At 67.7% G+C, this 17,447-nt stretch carries 9 protein-coding genes and 1 pseudogene; 8 read left to right on the top strand and 2 right to left on the bottom strand.

The window, feature by feature from the left end:
- The 4 genes from AWC08_RS04690 to AWC08_RS04675 are packed head-to-tail and all read left to right on the top strand — an operon-like array spanning window position 1 to window position 3,896.
- A complete protein-coding gene (locus AWC08_RS04690) occupies window positions 1-1,005 on the top strand; it encodes a daunorubicin/doxorubicin resistance ABC transporter ATP-binding protein DrrA (protein ID WP_065135829.1) in 1,005 nt (334 codons plus the stop codon).
- Window positions 1,002-1,826 carry an ABC transporter permease gene (locus tag AWC08_RS04685; RefSeq protein WP_065135830.1) on the top strand — a complete coding sequence of 275 codons (825 nt, stop codon included), beginning with the start codon at window positions 1,002-1,004 and terminating at the stop codon, window positions 1,824-1,826. Before AWC08_RS04690 ends, AWC08_RS04685 begins: the two co-directional genes overlap by 4 nt.
- Entirely contained in the window at window positions 1,823-2,626 is an 804-nt protein-coding gene (locus AWC08_RS04680; RefSeq protein ID WP_065135831.1) for an ABC transporter permease, read from the top strand. The genes AWC08_RS04685 and AWC08_RS04680 overlap by 4 nt, the downstream gene beginning before the upstream one ends.
- Before the next feature lie 22 nt (window positions 2,627-2,648).
- Complete coding sequence (locus AWC08_RS04675; RefSeq protein ID WP_069434782.1) at window positions 2,649-3,896, top strand: phthiocerol/phthiodiolone dimycocerosyl transferase; 1,248 nt, start codon at window positions 2,649-2,651, stop codon at window positions 3,894-3,896.
- Window positions 3,897-3,965: 69 nt separating this feature from the next.
- Here AWC08_RS04675 and pks2 read toward each other — a convergent pair whose 3' ends face one another.
- A complete protein-coding gene (gene pks2, locus AWC08_RS04670; RefSeq protein ID WP_069434781.1) occupies window positions 3,966-10,232 on the bottom strand; it encodes a sulfolipid-1 biosynthesis phthioceranic/hydroxyphthioceranic acid synthase in 6,267 nt (2,088 codons plus the stop codon).
- Between the two features lie 314 nt (window positions 10,233-10,546).
- Between pks2 and AWC08_RS04665 the strand changes: the two genes are divergently transcribed.
- Window positions 10,547-12,292, top strand: coding sequence for an AMP-binding protein (locus AWC08_RS04665; RefSeq protein ID WP_069434783.1), 1,746 nt, complete (start codon window positions 10,547-10,549; stop codon window positions 12,290-12,292).
- Window positions 12,293-12,299: 7 nt separating this feature from the next.
- On the top strand, window positions 12,300-14,837 hold the full coding sequence (locus AWC08_RS04660; protein ID WP_069434780.1) for an MMPL family transporter: 2,538 nt from the start codon (window positions 12,300-12,302) through the stop codon (window positions 14,835-14,837).
- On the opposite strand, the gene AWC08_RS04655 is transcribed toward AWC08_RS04660, so the two are convergent.
- Complete coding sequence (locus tag AWC08_RS04655; RefSeq protein WP_069434779.1) at window positions 14,781-15,479, bottom strand: LppX_LprAFG lipoprotein; 699 nt, start codon at window positions 15,477-15,479, stop codon at window positions 14,781-14,783. The two genes, AWC08_RS04660 and AWC08_RS04655, sit on opposite strands and share 57 nt — an antisense overlap.
- Before the next feature lie 184 nt (window positions 15,480-15,663).
- Between AWC08_RS04655 and AWC08_RS04650 the strand changes: the two genes are divergently transcribed.
- Window positions 15,664-16,851: a permease gene (locus AWC08_RS04650; RefSeq protein ID WP_069434778.1), complete on the top strand. Its 1,188-nt coding sequence runs from the start codon at window positions 15,664-15,666 to the stop codon at window positions 16,849-16,851.
- A 401-nt stretch (window positions 16,852-17,252) separates the two neighbouring features.
- Window positions 17,253-17,447: pseudogene (locus AWC08_RS04645) on the top strand (hypothetical protein); the annotation flags it as partial.

The following is a 17,447-nucleotide window of genomic DNA, read 5'->3' as shown; positions in this document are numbered from 1 at the left end:
ATGTCAAGTGATGCAGCGGTAGTCGTCAACGGGGTCGGTAAGACGTTCGGCAGCCGGTCCGGACAGGTGGTGGCTCTCGACGACGTCAGTTTCGAGGTCGGCCGCGGAGAGGTGATCGGCCTGCTCGGCCCCAACGGAGCCGGCAAGACCACCATGGTGGACATCCTGTCGACGCTGACCCGGCCCACCACGGGGTCGGCGACCGTCGCCGGCCACGACGTCGTCTCCGACGCGGCGGGCGTGCGGCGTTCCATCATGCTCACCGGACAGCAGGTCGCCCTCGACGACATGCTCTCCGGCGAGCAGAATCTGGTGATGTTCGGCCGCCTGTACGGTCTGTCCAAGTCCGCCGCCCGCGCTCGCGCGGCCGAACTGCTCGAACAGTTCGACCTGGTGCACGCCGCCAAACGGCGGGTGAGCACCTACTCGGGCGGCATGCGCCGCCGCATCGACATCGCCTGCGGCCTGGTGGTGCAACCGCTGGTGGCGTTCCTGGACGAACCCACCACCGGCCTGGATCCCCGCAGCAGGCAAGCCATCTGGGACCTGGTGGGCAACTTCAAGAAACTGGGCATCGCCACGCTGCTGACCACGCAGTACCTCGAGGAGGCCGATGCGCTCAGCGACCGCATCATCCTGATCGACCGGGGCACCATCATCGCCGAAGGCACCGCCAACGAGCTCAAGCACCGCGCCGGTGGCACCTTCTGCGAGATCGTGCCCCGCGACGTCAAGGAGCTGCCGGCGATGGTCGCCGCCCTGGGACCGCTGCTGCCCGAGCATCAGAGGGGCATGCTGACCGCCGAGTCCGACCGGATCATCATGCCGGCCGCCGACGGCACCAGCACGCTGATCGAGGCCGTACGACTGCTCAATGCCGCACACCTGGAGCCGGCCGACATCGCGCTGCGCCGGCCGTCACTCGACGACGTATTCCTGTCCATGACCGCAGATCCCAGCGAGTCGCGGGCGCTGAGCCACCTCACGCCTGAGGCGGTGCGATGAGCAGCGCGGTGCTGGCCAGGCCGCAGCCGTCGATGCGCCAGCAGTGGTGGGTGCTCACCACCCGCTTCATCGCGCCGACCCTGCGCAACGGTGAGCTGATCACCGCCATCGGCGCCTCGCTGTCCTTCGCGATCGGGTTCTATGTCCCGTTCTCCATCCCCTGGAATCACTACGTGGGCGGTGCCAGCAGCGGCATCGCGAGCAACCTGGGTCAGTACATCACGCCGCTGATCACGTTGCAGGCCATCGCTTTTGCGGCCATCTCCTCGGCGTTCCGGGCCGCCACCGACTCACTGCACGGGGTCAACCGGCGGTTCCGGTCGATGCCGATCGCGCCGGTGACGCCCGTGCTGGCCCGCGTGTCGGCGAGCGTCTACCGGTGCTGTGTCGGGCTGATCGTGTCGCTGATCGCCGCGCACGTCATCGGCTTCCGGTTCCACCACGGCGCGCCCTACATCGCGGGATTCTGCCTGCTGGCGATCGTGATCGGGGTGTTGTTGTCGTTCGGCGCGGACCTGATCGGCACCGCCACCCGGAACCCTGACGCCATGCTGCCCCTGCTGACCATGCCGATCCTGATCTTCGGACTGCTGTCGGTCGGTCTGCAACCGCTGAAGATGTTTCCGCACTGGATTCAGCCGATCGTGCGCAACCAGCCGATCTCCCAGCTGGTGATCGCGCTGCGCGCGCTGGCCGGCGACACCGTCAAGTCTCCGGTCCCGGTGACGTGGTCGGTGATGACGCCGCCGCTGCTGTGGCTGGCCGGTTTCGCGGTGTTCCTGGTGCCGGTGTCCGTCCTCGTCCTGTCCCGGCGCCCATGACGGCGGCTACTGCTGTCCGGGCGCCGGAAAGCTCGGTGCGGCTGCTGATGACGCAGACGCTGGTGCAGACCCAACGCATCCTTACCCGGTGGGGACGGGACCTGGTCACCGTGATGGAAGCGCTGGTGCTGCCGGTCGCCTTCATGCTGGTGCTCTACATCGTGCTCGGCAACCTGATCTACGCCATGACCCACGACAGTGCGCTGTACAGCATCGTGCCACTGCTGGCCCTGGGCGGGGCGGTGAGCGGTTCGGCGTTCGTCGCGATCGACCTGATGCGTGAGCAACAGAGCGGGCTGCTGACCCGGCTGTGGGTGATGCCGGTGCACCGGGCCTCGGGCCCGCTGGCGCGCATCATCGCCGAGGCAGTCCGGATCCTGGTCACCACCGCGGTGATGCTGGGAGCGGGGGTGGCGCTGGGTTTCCGCTTCCGCGGCGGCGCGCTGGCGACTCTGATGTGGCTCGGCGTGCCGGTGATTCTGGGCATGGCGTTCGCGGCGCTCACCACGACCATCGCGCTGTTCACCTCCAAAACCCTTGTGGTGGAGGCGGTTGAACTGTGGCAGCTGCTGCTGATCTTCTTCTCCACCGGCTTGCTGCCGCTGAACCAGTACCCGCACTGGATTCAGCCGGTCGTCGCCCATCAGCCGGTCAGCTACGCAATCACGGCCATGCGCGGGTTGTCGGCCGGCGGCCCGGTGCTGTCGCCGATGATCGCGACGCTGTTGTGGAGCGCCGGGATCGCCGGCGCCTGCGCCGTCCCCATGGCCATCGGTTACCGACGAGCCAGCACGCACTGACACGAAAGGCTGGATTTCTCACGTGTTTCCCGGGTCGGTGATCCGAAAGCTGTCCCGCAGTGAAGAAGTGTTCGCCCAGTACGAGGTGTTCACCGCCGTCACGGTGCAACTGCGCGGTCGGGTCGACGCTGATGCGCTGTCCGAAGCGTTCGACGCCCTCGTCGACGCGCATCCGATTTTGGCCAGCCACCTGGAGCCGGCTGCGGGCGGCGGATGGAACCTGGTGGCCGACGATATGCTGCACGCCGGAATCGTGGTGCAGGACGGCGCCGGTGAGGCCCGCGAGATCGCGTTGGATCAGAGCCAGACACTGCTGAACATGCGGCTGACGCTGCACGAGGACCGCTCGGAGCTGACCATCTTCCTGCACCACAGCATCGCCGACGGCCACCACGGCGCAGGCCTTTTCGACGAGTTGTTCTCCCGCTACACCGATGTGGTGACCACCGGCGACCCCGGCCCCATCAACCCGCAGCCCGCGCCGCAACCGCTCGAGGTGGTGCTCGAACAGCGCGGCGTCAAGAAGCTCGGCATGACCGGCGTCGAGCGATTCCTCCCGGTGATGTTCGCCTACGACCTGCCACCCTCGGTCAAGCCGACGCTGGTCGCGACTCCTGGCCTCCCGCAACCTGTTCCGGTCACCCGGGTCCGGCTCACCGAGCAGGAAACCGCCGATCTGGTGGAATTCGCGCGGGAGAACCGGGTCAGCGTCAACACCGTGGTGGCCGCGGCGATCCTGATGACCGAGTGGCGGCTGCGGGAGACCCCACACGTGCCCATCCCCTATGTCTACCCCGTCGACCTGCGGTACTTCCTGAGTCCGCCGGTGGCTCCGACCGAAGCCACCAACCTGGTGGGTGTGGCCACCTACCTGGCCGAGGTTGGGCCGGACACCGACATCGTCGATCTGGCCACCGATATCGGCGCCACCTTCCGCGCCGACATCGCCGACGGCGTCGTACAACAGTCCGGGCTGAACTTCGGCGTGGCGTTCGAGGGAACACCGGCCGGGCTGCCGCCGCTGGTGTTCTGCACCGACGTCAGCGCTCTGCCCAGCGTGCGGATGCCGTCCGGTATCGAGTTGGAAGGCTTTCGCGGACAGTTCTATTGCTCGATCACGGTGCCGCTGGACTTCTATGGCTGCGGGATGTCGGGGGACTACCTGGTGATCGAGAACCACGGCCATTCGCCGCAGCGCAAGGATTCACTCGAAGCCATCCGCGAGGTGCTGTGCACCGCGCCGTCGGACTACGGCTGGGCCGTGGAGTAAGGGTGGCGAGCAGACGCTAAAGCCCCCATTTCGGCACGAAATTGGGGCTTTAGCGTCTGCTCGCCCCACCTAGCCGGCCGAGCCCTCCTCGGCCAGCGTCTGCGCCAGGTGCTCGGCCAGCGCCCGCGCGGTGTTGTGAGTCGCGATCACTTTGGGACTCAGCCGGATTCCGGTCTCGGTCTCGATATGGGTGCGCATTTCGAGCATGCCCAGCGAATCCATGCCGTACTCCACGAAGGGCCGGTCGGCGTCCACGGTACGGCGCAGGATCACGCCGACCTGCTCGGTGATCAGGCGGCGCAGCCGCCCCGCCCACTCCTCCGGCGGCATTGTCATCAGCTCGGCGCGGAACTTGCTCGGGCCCCGTGTGCTCTGCCCGCTGGACTTGAACATCTCGCCGAACGGGCTGCGCCGCACCACGTCGTCCAGCCAGGGCGCCCCGATGATCGGGATGTAGCCGGTGTAGGCGCGGTCGTAACGCAGCAGCGTCGCGAACGCGTACGCGCCTTCGTCGGGGCTGATCATCAGCTGGTTGCCGCCTTCGGCCAGGAAAGTGGCCCGGCCGACCTCGGCCCACGCGCCCCATGCGATCGTGGTGACCGGAAGCCCTTGCGCGTGGCGCCAATACGAGAAGGCGTCCAGCCAGCTGTTGGCGGCGGCGTAGGCGCCCTGGCCGGGCGAGCCCAGCAATGAGGCACCCGAGGAGAACAGGCAGAACCAGTCCAGGGGCTGCCCGAGAGTCGCCTTGTGCAGGCCCCATGTCCCGAAAACCTTGGGCGCCCAGTCTCGGTCGATGATCTCGTCGCTGATGTTGGTCAGCGTGGCGTCTTCGACCACCGCGGCCGAGTGCACCACACCGCGCAACGGAAGGCCGGTGGCCGTCGCCGCTTCCACCAGCTTGGCGGCGGTGTCCGCTTCGGCGACGTTGCCGAGTTCCACCACCACATCGGTGCCGGCCTTGCGTAGACGTTCGATCATCTGCCGCGCCTTGGGGTTCGGCTGCGACCGCGCGGTCAGCACCAGCCGGCCGCAACCGGCGGCGGCCAGTTTGGAGGCGAAGAACAGACCAAGTCCACCAACCCCACCGGTGATGATGTAGGCGCCGTCGCGGCGGAACACCGGAACCTGCTCCGGCGGCACCACCACGCTGGCGCGCCCACTGCGCGGCATGTCCAGTAGCAGCTTGCCGGTGTGTTCGGCATTGCTCATCGCCCGCACCGCATTGGCCGCTTCGGCCAGCGGGTAGTGCGTGGTCTGCGGCGCCACCAGCACACCCTCGGCCGTCAGCCTGAACACGGTCTCGAGCAGCTCCCGCACCCGCTGCGGCTGCAGCACCGACATCAGTGCCAGGTCCAGGTAGTAGAACGTCAGGCCGCGCCGGAACGGGTACAAACCCAGCCGGGTGTTGCCGTACACGTCAGCCTTACCGATCTCGACGAACCGTCCACCAAAGGCCAACAGCTCCAGTCCGGCCCGTTGCGCGGCACCGGTCAGCGAGTTCAGCACGATGTCCACGCCGTAGCCGTCGGTGTCGCGCCGGATCTGCTCGGCGAACTCGACGCTGCGCGAATCATAGACGTGCTCAATACCCATGTCGCGCAACATCTGTCGTTTAGCGTCGTTGCCGGCGGTGGCGAAGATCTGCGCCCCGGCGTGCCGCGCGATCGCCAGTGCCGCCTGCCCCACCCCGCCGGTGGCCGAGTGGATCAGCACCTTGTCGCCGGACTTGATGCCCGCCAGATCGTGCAGCCCGTACCAGGCGGTGGCGTTCGCGGTGGCCGAGGCGATCGCCTGCTCGTCGCTCAGGCCCGCGGGCAGGGTGATGGCCAGGTTCGCGTTGCACGTCAGGTAGGTGCGCCAGCAGCCGCCCTCGGAGAAACCGGCGACACGGTCACCGACCCGGTGGTCGGCGACACCCTCCCCCACCGCGGTCACCACACCGACGAAATCCATACCCGGCTGCGGCTCGCGGTCGTCGACGACCGGGAACTTGCCGAACGCGATCAGGACGTCCGCGAAGTTGATCGTGGACATCGCGACCGCGACCTCGATCTCACCGGGACCGGGCGAAACACGTTCGCAAGCAACGAGTTCCATCGACTGCAGATCCCCCGGCGCGCGTACCTGCAGACGGATGCCGTCCGTCTCGTGGTCGATCACCCGGGTGCGGCGGTCGTTGTGCACCAACGGGGTCGGGCACAGCCGCGCGGTGTACCACTGGCCGCCCCGCCAGGCGGTCTCGTCCTCGGGCGACCCGCTCAGCAGTTGGGCGGCAACCTGCTCGCCCTGGGTGTGCTCGTCGATGTCGATCTGCGTGGTACGCAACAGCTGGTGTTCACTGCCGATCACCCGCAACAGACCACGCAGTCCGGCGTGCTCGAGATTGACGTCGTCGCCCGAGCACACCCACTGGGCCTGCCTGGTCACCACGAACAGCCGGGGCAGTTCCCCTTCCAGCTCGGGCAGTTCCCGGGCCAGCCGCACCAGGTGGCGCACCTGCTCCCGGGCCTGCGCCAGACCCCCTTCGTCGGGTGCGAGTCCGACCGGGCCGCACAACACCACCACGCCGGTGAAGGACCGGGCACGCAGTTGGGCACGCACCGGCTCCACGTCGCCACCCCGCGCCAACGGCACGTTGAAGCATTCGGCGCCTTGGGTTTTCAGCGCATCGTTCAACGAGCCGACCAGCATTTCGGTGGCCTCGGAGGTGTCAACCAGCAGCCACGAGCCGGCTTCTTCGACGTCGATGTCGGGCAGGGTGCGTTGCTGCCATTCGCAGGTCAGCAGCCGCTCGTTCAGCACCCGGTCCCGTTCGCCGCTTTCGGTGGTCCCGGTGCCCAGGCGCAGCCCGCGCACCGCCAGCAGCACGGCGCCGTGCTCGTCCAGCACGTCGAGGTCGGCTTCACCACCCGTCGCGTCCGCGCGCGTCACCCGCGTATAGCAGTACTGGGCATTGCGCAGCGGACCGTAGGCGCGCAGCCGCTGCACACCCAGCGGCAGCAGCAAGCCGTCACCGCCACCGGCGCCCACACCGGCCGCCACCGATTGGAAGCAGGCGTCCAGCAACGCCGGGTGCACCTGGTAGGCGGCGTGCTGGAAACGTATCGACGCGGGCAGCGCGACCTCGGCCAGCACCGTGTTCCCGCCGGATTCCGCGGTGTGCGCGGTGGACAGGCCGCTGAAGGCGGGGCCGTGCTGCACACCGCGCTCGACGAACGACTCCCGCAGTTCGGAGCCCTTCACACTGCCCGGATGCGCGGCCAGCAGCGCGACGATGTCGTAGCCGGGCGGCACCGAGTCGTCCTGCGCAGCGCACAGCGACGCGGTGGCGTGCCGGGTGGTCTCGCCGTCCAGTGCGGACTCCACCACGAAGTCGATGACGCCGGGCGCCTGCACCGTCGCGACCGCGTCGATCGGGGTCTCCTCGTCGAGCAGCAGCATCTGCTCGAACACGATGTCGCGCGCTTCCAAACTCGTTCCAGGGCCCTCGCCGAACACCTCCGCCGCCGCGGCGAGAGCCATCTCGCAGTACGCGGCGCCGGGCAGCGCGGCCACGTTGTGCACCTGGTGGTCGTCGAGCCACGCCAGCGTCGCCGTCCCGACATCGGTCTGCCACACGTGCCGTTCCGGCTCCTCGACCAGCCGGACATGGGAACCGAGCAGCGGATGCACCGTGATGGTGCACGCGCCTTGCACTTTGCTGTCGCTGCCGTCGGCATCGATGAACAGGTGCCGATGGCTCCACGCCGGCAGCGGTGCGTCCACCAACTGCCCGGCCGGATAGAGCACGGAGAAATCGATCGCAGCACCGGCGCTGTGCAGATCGGTCAGGAAGCCGCGCAGCCCGTGCGGCAGCGGTTGCTCCCGTCGAATCGCGGCCAGGGCGGCCACCGTCATGTCCAGGCTCTTGGCATTCTGGTCGACGGCGTGCGTCAACAGCGGATGCGGCGACAGCTCGGCGAAAACCCGGAAACCGTCGTCCAGCGCGGCCTGGATCGCGGCGGCGAACTGCACGGTGTTGCGCAGGTTGTCCACCCAGTAGTCGGCGTCGCACACCGGACGCTCGCGCGGATCGAACTGGGTGGCCGAGTAATACGGAACCTTGGGTTCCATCGGCTCGAGATCGGCCAGCGCCGTGGCTAATTCGTCGAGGATGGGGTCGACTTGCGGTGAGTGGGATGCCACGTCGACGGCCACCTCGCGTGCCATCACATCGCGTTGTTCCCAGCGGGCGACCAGGTCGCGCACCTGCTCAGTGGCTCCGCCGATCACCGTGGACTGCGGTGACGCCATCACCGCCACCGCGACGTCGTCGATTCCGCGTGCCATCAGCTCCGAATTGACTTGCTTGGCAGGCAGTTCCACCGATGCCATGGCGCCCGAACCGGCGATGCCGGCCATCAGCTTCGAGCGGCGGCAGATCACCCGGGCGCCGTCGTGCAGCGACAGCGCCCCGACCACGACGGCCGCCGCCGTCTCACCCATCGAGTGCCCGACCACCGCGCCCGGCCGCACCCCGTAGGCGCGCTCCATGGTGGCCGCCAGGGCCAACTGGATGGCGAAGATCGTCGGCTGCACCTTGTCGATGCCGGTCACGGTCTGCGGCGCCGTCATCGCCTCGGTGACCGAGAACCCCGACTCGGCCAGGATCAACGGCTCGAGTTCGGCGACAGTCGCGGCGAACACCGGTTCGGTCGCCACCAGATCGGCGCCCATCGCCGCCCACTGGGACCCCTGACCGGAGAACACCCACACCGGGCCCCGGTCGTCGTGCGCCACCGCGGATTGATACCGGGTGTCCGAGCCGTCGGCCACCTCACGCAGCCGTTCACCGAGTTCGGCCAGGCCGTCGGCCACCACCAGGGTCCGCACCGGCCGGTGCGCACGCCGGCGGGCCAGCGTGTACCCGAGATCGCCGGGATTCACCTCATGGGTTTCGACCCAGTCGGCAAGCCGCCCTGCGCTCGCCCGCAGACCGTCCGCCGACGAAGAGGACAGCGCATAAACCAGCGGGCCCTGCGCCGCGGCCGCGGTCGCGGCTTCCGGTTCCGGGGCTTGTTCGACGATGGCGTGCACATTGGTGCCAGACATCCCGAACGACGACACCGCCACCCGTCGGGGCCCGTCACCGTTTGGCCACGGCGTAACAGACTGCGGCACAAAGATTCCCGTGTCGATCGCGGTCAGTTCCTCGGGCAGCCGGTTGAAGTGCAGCAGCGGTGGCAGCACGCCGTGCCGCAGCGACAGAATGGCCTTGATCAGTCCGACCGCACCCGCCGCCGACTCGGTGTGACCCATGTTGCTCTTGGCCGACCCCAGTGCGCAGCGGCTGCCGCCGGTGCCGTAAACCCGGGTGAGTCCGCGGTATTCGATCGGGTCGCCGACCGGGGTGCCGGTGCCGTGCGCCTCCACCGCACCGATCGTTTCGGCGGCGACGTCCGCGGCCGCCAGGGCCTTGCGGTACACCGCGACCTGCGCGTCCTCTGACGGCATCGTTAGCGTCTCGGACCGGCCGTCCTGGTTGGTCGCCGTCCCGCGCACCACGGCAAGGATGCGGTCGCCGTCGCGCAACGCATCGGGCAGCCGCTTGAGCAGCACCATCGCGCAGCCTTCGGAACGCACGAAACCGTCCGCGTCCGCGTCGAAGGAATGGCACCGGCCGGTCGCCGAGAGCATGCCCTGCGCGGACGTCGCAACGCTGCCATCGGGTTCCAGCAGCAGCGCGCAACCGCCGGCGAGCGCGAGGTCGCTCTCGCCGTCGTGCAGGCTGCGGCAGGCCAAATGCACGGCCATCAGGCCGGAGGAACACGCGGTGTCGAAGGTCAGGGCGGGACCGTGCAATCCCAGCGCATGCGAGATCCGCCCGGAGGCCACGCTGTTGTTGAGGCCGGTGACCGCGTACGGGCTGGCCAGACCGCCGGAACCCTTCGTGAGCAGCAGGTAGTCCTCGTGCGTCAGCCCGGTGAAAACCGCCGTCGCCGACCCGGCCAGCGACGCCGGATCCAGCCCGGCATGCTCGATCGTCTCCCAGGCGGTCTCGAGCAATAGCCGGTGCTGTGGATCGATCGAGGTCGCTTCCCGCTCGCTGATGCCGAAGAACTCGGCGTCGAAGCCGGCCACGTCGTCGACGAACCCGCCCCATCGCGACACGCTTCGCCCGGGAACTCCCGGCTCCGGGTCGTAGTAGGCGTCGGCATCCCAGCGGTCGGCGGGAATCTCGCAGACCAGGTCGTCGCCGCGCAGCAGCGCTTCCCACAGCTTCTCGGGGGAGTCGATCCCGGCGGGCAACCGGCATCCCATACCGATCACCGCAATGGGGGTGAACTGTCCTTCCATCCCTCTACCAACCTCGTTCTCAGCTCAACCGGCGCGGCCCGACGCAGCACCGGATAGGGGTACGGGCAGCGGGATAGTGCAGCACCGGTCTGGCAAGCCCCCGGGCTGACGGGACCTCGACACCGTCTCGGGTGCCGAGCTTAGACGTCCCAGCTGGGTGGGGTGCACAAACTCAGCTAATTCCCAGGTGAATGCCTGCTGCCGAGCGGCTGACCAGGGCCGATGCAGTCGAGCCGGACCGGCGCAGCCCGGCGGGGCCGCCCATCGATTGCATTCGGCGCCTGCACCTGCGGCGCGCCGGTACCGTCTTGCCTATGAATGCGCGTTCCCTCCCCGCTGTGCTGCGCACATGGGCCCGTATCCAGCCGAATGACCCGGCTTTCACCTTTATCGACTACGACCGGGACTGGAACGGTGTGCCGACGACCCTGACGTGGGCACAGCTGTATCGGCGCACCCTCAACGTCGCCAAGGAATTGGCTCGCATTGGTTCGACGGGTGATCGCGCGGTGATCCTGGCACCGCAGGGCCTCGACTACATCGTGGCGTTCCTCGGCGCGATGCAGGCCGGCCGCATCGCCGTTCCGCTGTCCGTGCCGCAGGGCGGCGCCAGCGATGAACGTGTCGATTCGGTGCTGCGCGATGCGTCCCCGGTCGCCGTCCTCACCACCTCTCCTGTGGTAAGCGAAGTCGCGCAGCGTGTTTCGGCCCAAGACAGCGCCTCCCCCACCCCTTCTATCATCGAGATCGATCGGCTGGACCTGGACGCGCCCAACCGATCTGGCGCTGGCGACGACCATCCCGCCACCGCGTATCTGCAGTACACATCGGGATCGACGCGTGAGCCGGCCGGCGTCGTCATCACCCATGACAACCTTCGGATCAACTTCGAGCAGCTGATGGCCGGCTACTTCGCCGCGGACGACGGCGGCGTGCCGCCACCGGGCGTGACCATCGTGTCGTGGCTGCCCTTCTACCACGACATGGGCCTGGTCGGCGGAATCTGTACGCCGATCCTGGCCGGATTCTCCGCTGTGGTCACCAGCCCGGTGGCGTTCCTGCAACGGCCGGCCCGGTGGATGCACATGCTGGCCGACAATTCCCGATCGTTCTCGGCGGCACCGAACTTCGCCTACGAGTTGGCGGCGCGCAAGACATCCGAGGAGGATATGGCCGGGCATGACCTCGGCGACGTGCACACCATTCTCAGCGGGAGTGAACGGGTGCAACCCGCGGCTCTCAAACGTTTCGCCGATCGATTCGCGCGCTTCAATCTCGACCACAAGGTGATCCGGCCGTCGTACGGGCTCGCCGAGGCAACAGTGTTCGTGGCGACCGGCAGCCCGAGCGAGCCACCTGAACTGGTCAACTTCGACTCCGAGAAACTGGCCGCCGGGCAAGCGATCCGGTGTCCCGCCGGGAGCGGCACACCGCTGGTCAGCTACCTCATACCGCAAGCGCCGGAGGTCCGGATCGTCGACCCCGACACCTGCACCGAATGCCCGGAGGGGACGGTCGGCGAAATCTGGGTGCACGGCCCCAACGTCGCCAGCGGCTATTGGCAGCGACCCGACGAGAGTGAGAACACTTTCGGCGCAACGATTTTCCAGCCCGCCGACGGCACCCCCGAGGGCCCTTGGCTGAGAACCGGCGACTCGGGGTTCTTCTCGGACGGCAAGATGTTCATCATCGCCCGTATCAAGGACCTGCTGATCGTCTACGGGCGCAACCACTCTCCCGACGACATCGAGGCGACCATCCAGGAGATCACCCGCGGCCGGTGTGCGGCCATCGCGGTTCCCGGCGACCGCAGTACCGAGCAACTGGTCGCCATCATCGAATTGCGCAAGCGCGGCGAGTCGGACCACGAGGTGATGGACCGGCTGGGCGAGATCAAGCGGGAAGTCAACTCGGCGCTGTCGAATTCGCATGGTCTCAGCGCCGCGGATCTGGTCTTGGTACCACCCGGCTCGATCCCGATCACCACCAGCGGCAAGGTCAGACGGGCGGCCTGTGTCGAGCAGTACCGGCAGCACAAGTTCGCCCGATTGGACGCTTAGCATCATCGTGTCCCGGCTGGTCAAGCAACTTCTCGTCGTCGCGGCGTGGATCGCGTTGGCGGTGGGCACCAATGTGCTGGCTGTCCTGAGCGCGCCGGGCGCCCACCGGGCGGGGTCCGCGCTGCCGGCGCCGGACGCCGAAGCCGTCACTACCAATAACCGCATCGCCCAAGCGTTTCCGGGCACCGGCACCGACGCGATCGCCTACCTGGTGCTGGACGGCCGCGATCCGCTGGGCGACGCCGACCGGCCGTACTACGACGACGCCGTCCGCGCCTTGCGCGCCGACACCGCCCACGTGGGGTCCGTCCTGGACTGGTGGTCGGACCCGCTGACGGCCCCGTTGGGCAGCAGCCCCGACGGGCGGTCCGGCGCCGCGGTGATCTGGCTGCGGGGCGAGGCCGGCTCCGCCAAGGCTGCCGAATCACTGGATGCGGCACGAGCGTTGGTGCGCAAGCTACCGCCGAGCGCGGGATTACGCGCCCGCGTCACCGTCCCGGCCGCTGCGCACAGCACCGGGCTGGGGTTGGCGCCGTGGCAGGCCGCGGCGATCGTCGCCGCGGCCTTGCTGGTCGCCGCGCTGTTCTTCCTGCGCCGGGGACTGTTGTCGGGTGCGGTCATGGCATTGACCGCCGGGTTGTCGCTCGCGGCGGCCTGGCCGCTGGCCGCGCTGTTCGGCCTCTTCTGCTGGACGGTGGCCGCGGTGCTGATGGTCGGGGTGATTGCCGCGTCCGCGCTGTTGTTCACCGCGCAGGAGCAGCGTAGTTTCCGCGCGGAGCTGGGCCAGCTGGCTGCGCCCGGCGCGGGTGTCGTGGCACTCACCGGCCCGCTGCTGCTCGCGCGCACGCCGGCGGTGCATGCCGTGGGGCTGGCCGGCCTGGGTGTCGTTGTGGCACTGGGTGCTTCGCTGACATTGCTGCCCGTATTGCTGACGAAGACCGCGGCGCCGCCGGCCCGTACGTGGGGACGTGCGGTTCGCAGCCCTGTCGTCGTCGTCGCACTGATAGCCGCGATCTGCGCGCTGCCCGTCCTCGGAATGCAGTGGGGCACGGTCGATGCTCCGGCCCGCACCGCCAGCGCGCACTTCACCCCCACCAACCGCCTGCCCGATGTCGTCATGGTCACGGCCGGCCACGACCTGCGCGACCCGGCCGGGCTGATCGCCGTCGACGCCGTCAGCCGCCGGCTGATGGAGATCCCCGGCGTCCGCAAGGTGCAGTCGGCGGCCTGGCCGGGCGGTGTTCCCTGGACGGACGCGTCGCTGAGTTCGGCCGCGGGCAGGCTCAGCGATCAGCTGGATCGTCAGGCCGCCACCTTCGTGCCGCAGGTCACCGCCGTCAAGACACTGGGCAGGGTGCTGGACCAGGTGTCGGGATCGGTCAACGAACTCGAGGCGAGTGTCAGCGCCGGCGTCGGCGGGCTCGCCCAACTGCAGCAGGCCATCAACTCGGTGGTGTCCGGCACCCGGAATATCAAGGACACCGCCGCCGAGGTCTCCGGCTATCTCGACCCGGTGCGCGGCTGGATGGGCGGCGTCCAGGATTGCGCGGCCGACGTGCTGTGCTCGGCCGCGCGGAAGGCGATCGACCCCTTCGACCGCGTGATCGCCGACGTCACGGTGCTTTCCGACGGTGCTACCCGGCTGGCCGCAGGATCGGCGCGGACCACCAGCGCCCTGGCCGGGACGCCGCGCGCGGTGGCCGAGATGCGCTCAGCGCTGGATCAGCTGCGTTCGTTCGTGCCGACGTTGCAGACGACCATCGAGAGCACCATCCCGCAGGTCGTTCAGTTGTCCGCCTTCTTGAAGAACCTCAGCATCGACTTCGCCGACACCGGTGAGGGCGGCTTCTACCTGCCGCGCAAGGCGCTGGCCGATCCGTCCTACCAGCACGTGCGCCAAACCATGTTCTCCGCCGACGGCACCGCTACCCGCTTCCTGGTGTATTCCGACCAGACCGGGGTCGATGTGGCTGCGGCGTCCCGCGTGGATCAGATCCAAGCCGCCGTCGGGAACGCGACCAAGTACGGCAGCCTCGTCGACAGCGAGGTGTACGTGAGCGGCGGCGCGCAGGTGGCCGCGGCCGTTCGGGGTGCGCTGGAGCACGACGCGATCCTGCTGGTGTTGGTGGTGGTGGCGGTGGCAGCTCTGGCCGGGATGTGGCGCGGCGCGCTCGGCGGGCTGTCGGTCGCGCTGGCGCTCCTGGGTTCCTACCTCGCGGGCCTGGGGGTAACCGTCGGGGTATGGCAATACCTGCTGCACGGGTCCGTGGCTGCCGCCGCAGTGCCCGCGTCGTTCGCCGTCCTCGCGGCTTGCGGTGTGCCGTATCTGATGGCCGCCCTGGTGCCGATCCAGCGTGGGGCCGCACCGTTGGCAGCGGCCGGCGGAGCCCTCGGCGCTGGCCTGATGCTGCTCGGTTCGTCGGTCGCCCTGGCTCAGACTGGCACGGTTGTCCTGGTCGGAGTGGTTGTGCTGGCGGCGATGGCGCAGCTAGTCGACGTTGACCGGCTCATTCCACTTCGACAGCGTGACCTGGACGGAGCCTGAGCCCAGATCGACACTGGCGCGCACCAGTCGATGCGAACCGTCCTGCGCGATCCACACGGTCGCCGGCCGGGACTGTCTGGCGCCTGGATCGATGATCTTGACCGTCTCGGTAGGCAGTGTGCCGGAGATCTTGCTGGTGTTGACTCCGTCGATCACCTCGGAGCCCTGGGCTTGCAGGTTGGTAACGCCGGACAGCATCTTCGCCACGCCATTGGCCGGGTCGAGCAACCGCGTTGCGGACAGGTCGGATACCGAGCCGAGGTTGGTCCAGTCGTCGAACAGCTTCACCGAGATGGCGTCGTCCTTGATCCGGAACGGGACGTCGGCCTGGCCGTTGTAGGTGCACGAGCCTTTTGCGGTGAGCGGGTTGGCGCGCAAGTCGACGTCGGCATTGGTAATGCCGAGCATGCTGTCGACCTGACCATTGGTACGCACCGACAAATGGGCGCTGGTCAATGCCTTGGTGGCATCCACCGACTGCCGGACATCGGCCATCAGTGGCGAATCAGTGGTGGTGCCGGTAGCCGGCGGAGCCTCGGATTCCTTTGGCGCAGAGGCGCACCCGGCCAACCAGAGCGCCAACGAGGCGGTGAACGCCAGCAGTAGAGCCGATGCTTTCGGCACTTTCACGCGTGATTCCATCGTTTCCTCGTCTTAGCTGAACTGGTGTGCGGAGCCTTGCTCCCAGCGCACGAACCGCCAAGCTTAGTGGCCCGCGCCGGGAAGGACGCCCAAAGCTGTCATTCTGCTGACTGTGCGCTGGATTGACATATACCCCCATGGGGTATATGTTCCTGGATACTGACGCGAGTGATCGGAGATCTTCATGGCAGACAAGGTGCTCAGTGCCCTCGGTCACGCTCTGGCGCTGACCGGTTCGATGACGTGGGAAATCCTGTGGGCGCTGATCCTGGGCTTCGCACTGTCCGCCGTCGTCCAGGCGGTGGTACGTCGCTCGACGATCGTGGGCCTGTTGGGCGACGACCGGCCGCGGACCCTGGCGGTCGCGGCCGGACTCGGCGCGGCGTCGTCCTCATGCTCGTACGCGGCGGTGGCGCTGGCCAGGTCGCTGTTCCGCAAGGGCGCCAATTTCACCGCCGCCATGGCGTTCGAGATCGGGTCGACCAATCTGGTGGTGGAGCTGGGCATCATCTTGGCACTGTTGATGGGGTGGCAGTTCACCGCGGCCGAGTTCGTGGGCGGTCCACTGATGATCATCGTCCTGGCGTTGTTGTTCCGGTTGTTCGTGCGTCAGCGACTGCTCGACGCCGCCCGCGAACAGGCCGAGAAGGGACTCGCCGGTTCGATGGAAGGCCATGCGGCCATGGACATGTCGATCCAGGGCGACGGTTCGTTCTGGCGGCGGTTGTTCTCCGGAGCGGGCTTCACGTCGGTGTCGCACGTGTTCGTCATGGAATGGTTGGCGATCCTGCGCGACCTCGTCATCGGCTTGTTCATCGCAGGTGCCATCGCGGCGTGGGTGCCCGAAACCTTCTGGCAGGAATTCTTTTTGACCAACCACCCGACGTGGTCGGTGGTGTGGGGGCCGATCGTCGGGCCGTTCGTGGCGATCGTCTCGTTCGTCTGCTCGATCGGTAATGTGCCGCTCGCCGCGGTGCTGTGGAACGGAGGCATCAGTTTCGGCGGGGTCATCGCGTTCATCTTCGCCGACCTGCTGATCCTGCCCATCCTCAACATCTACCGGAAGTACTACGGCACCAAGATGATGCTGACGCTGCTCGCCACTTTCTACGCGGCGATGGTGGCGGCCGGGTATCTGGTCGAATTGCTTTTCGGGACAGCGGGGCTCATTCCCGCTACGCGCAACGCCATGGTCATGTCGTCGGGCATCACGTGGAACTACACCACCTGGCTGAACATCATCTTCCTGGTGATCACCGCAGCGCTCGTCGCACGGTTCTTCACCTCTGGTGGTATGCCCATGCTGCGGATGATGGGCGGTTCGCCGGATGCCGAGCATCAGCACGGTGGGCACGGTGCGGGGTGCCACTAAGGGTGCGTGGGCGGACTCAAAGCCTCTTATCATGTTCGCTGTCAAGGTGATTGGCTGTGTCGTCTGGCCCGTCCCAGGCGACACATCAGTAACACCAGCAAGGTGGCACTAGGCTCTAGAATGTGATATCACCGGCGATATCAACGTAATTGGCTATTCTTGCTGGCCCGTCCCAAGCGACACATCAGTAACACCAGCAGGGTGGCACTAGGCTCTAGAACGTGATATCACCGGCGATATCATCGTGATTGGCTATTCTTGCTGGCCCGTCCCAGGCGACACATCAGTAACACCAGCAGGGTGGCACTAGGCTCTAGAAAGTGATATCACCGGCGATATCAACCCGATTCGCTGTGTCGTCGCCATCCGAACTTGTCGGTGGTCCCTCGTAAAATTCTGGTATGGCAGCGTGCGCGCGTGAGGAGATCGTCGAGGCGTTTGACGCGTCCGACGATGCCCAGGACCGGTTGTGCGCGTTGACCTTTGCGGCAATGACCACCCCGGAGCTGATGCGGTTGCTGGAGCGCGAGGAACGCCGGGAACGCCGAGAGCGCTCCGTGCGCCACGCCTTGATCAACCAACTCGCCACCCAGGCC

It is taken from the genome of Mycobacterium gordonae (genome assembly GCF_002101675.1).
Classification (GTDB): domain Bacteria; phylum Actinomycetota; class Actinomycetes; order Mycobacteriales; family Mycobacteriaceae; genus Mycobacterium; species Mycobacterium gordonae.
Note: the sequence above shows the minus strand (reverse complement) of the source record. Positions and strands in the feature narration are given on the sequence as shown.

Bases quoted from the DNA above. Each gene is read 5' to 3' on its own strand.
- AWC08_RS04650 (WP_069434778.1), top strand. From the start codon at position 15,664: ATGGCAGACAAGGTGCTCAGTGCCCTCGGTCACGCTCTGGCGCTGACC.
- AWC08_RS04680 (WP_065135831.1), top strand. From the start codon at position 1,823: ATGACGGCGGCTACTGCTGTCCGGGCGCCGGAAAGCTCGGTGCGGCTG.
- pks2 (WP_069434781.1), bottom strand. From the start codon at position 10,232: ATGGAAGGACAGTTCACCCCCATTGCGGTGATCGGTATGGGATGCCGG.
- AWC08_RS04655 (WP_069434779.1), bottom strand. From the start codon at position 15,479: ATGGAATCACGCGTGAAAGTGCCGAAAGCATCGGCTCTACTGCTGGCG.
- AWC08_RS04685 (WP_065135830.1), top strand. From the start codon at position 1,002: ATGAGCAGCGCGGTGCTGGCCAGGCCGCAGCCGTCGATGCGCCAGCAG.
- AWC08_RS04690 (WP_065135829.1), top strand. From the start codon at position 1: ATGTCAAGTGATGCAGCGGTAGTCGTCAACGGGGTCGGTAAGACGTTC.
- AWC08_RS04665 (WP_069434783.1), top strand. From the start codon at position 10,547: ATGAATGCGCGTTCCCTCCCCGCTGTGCTGCGCACATGGGCCCGTATC.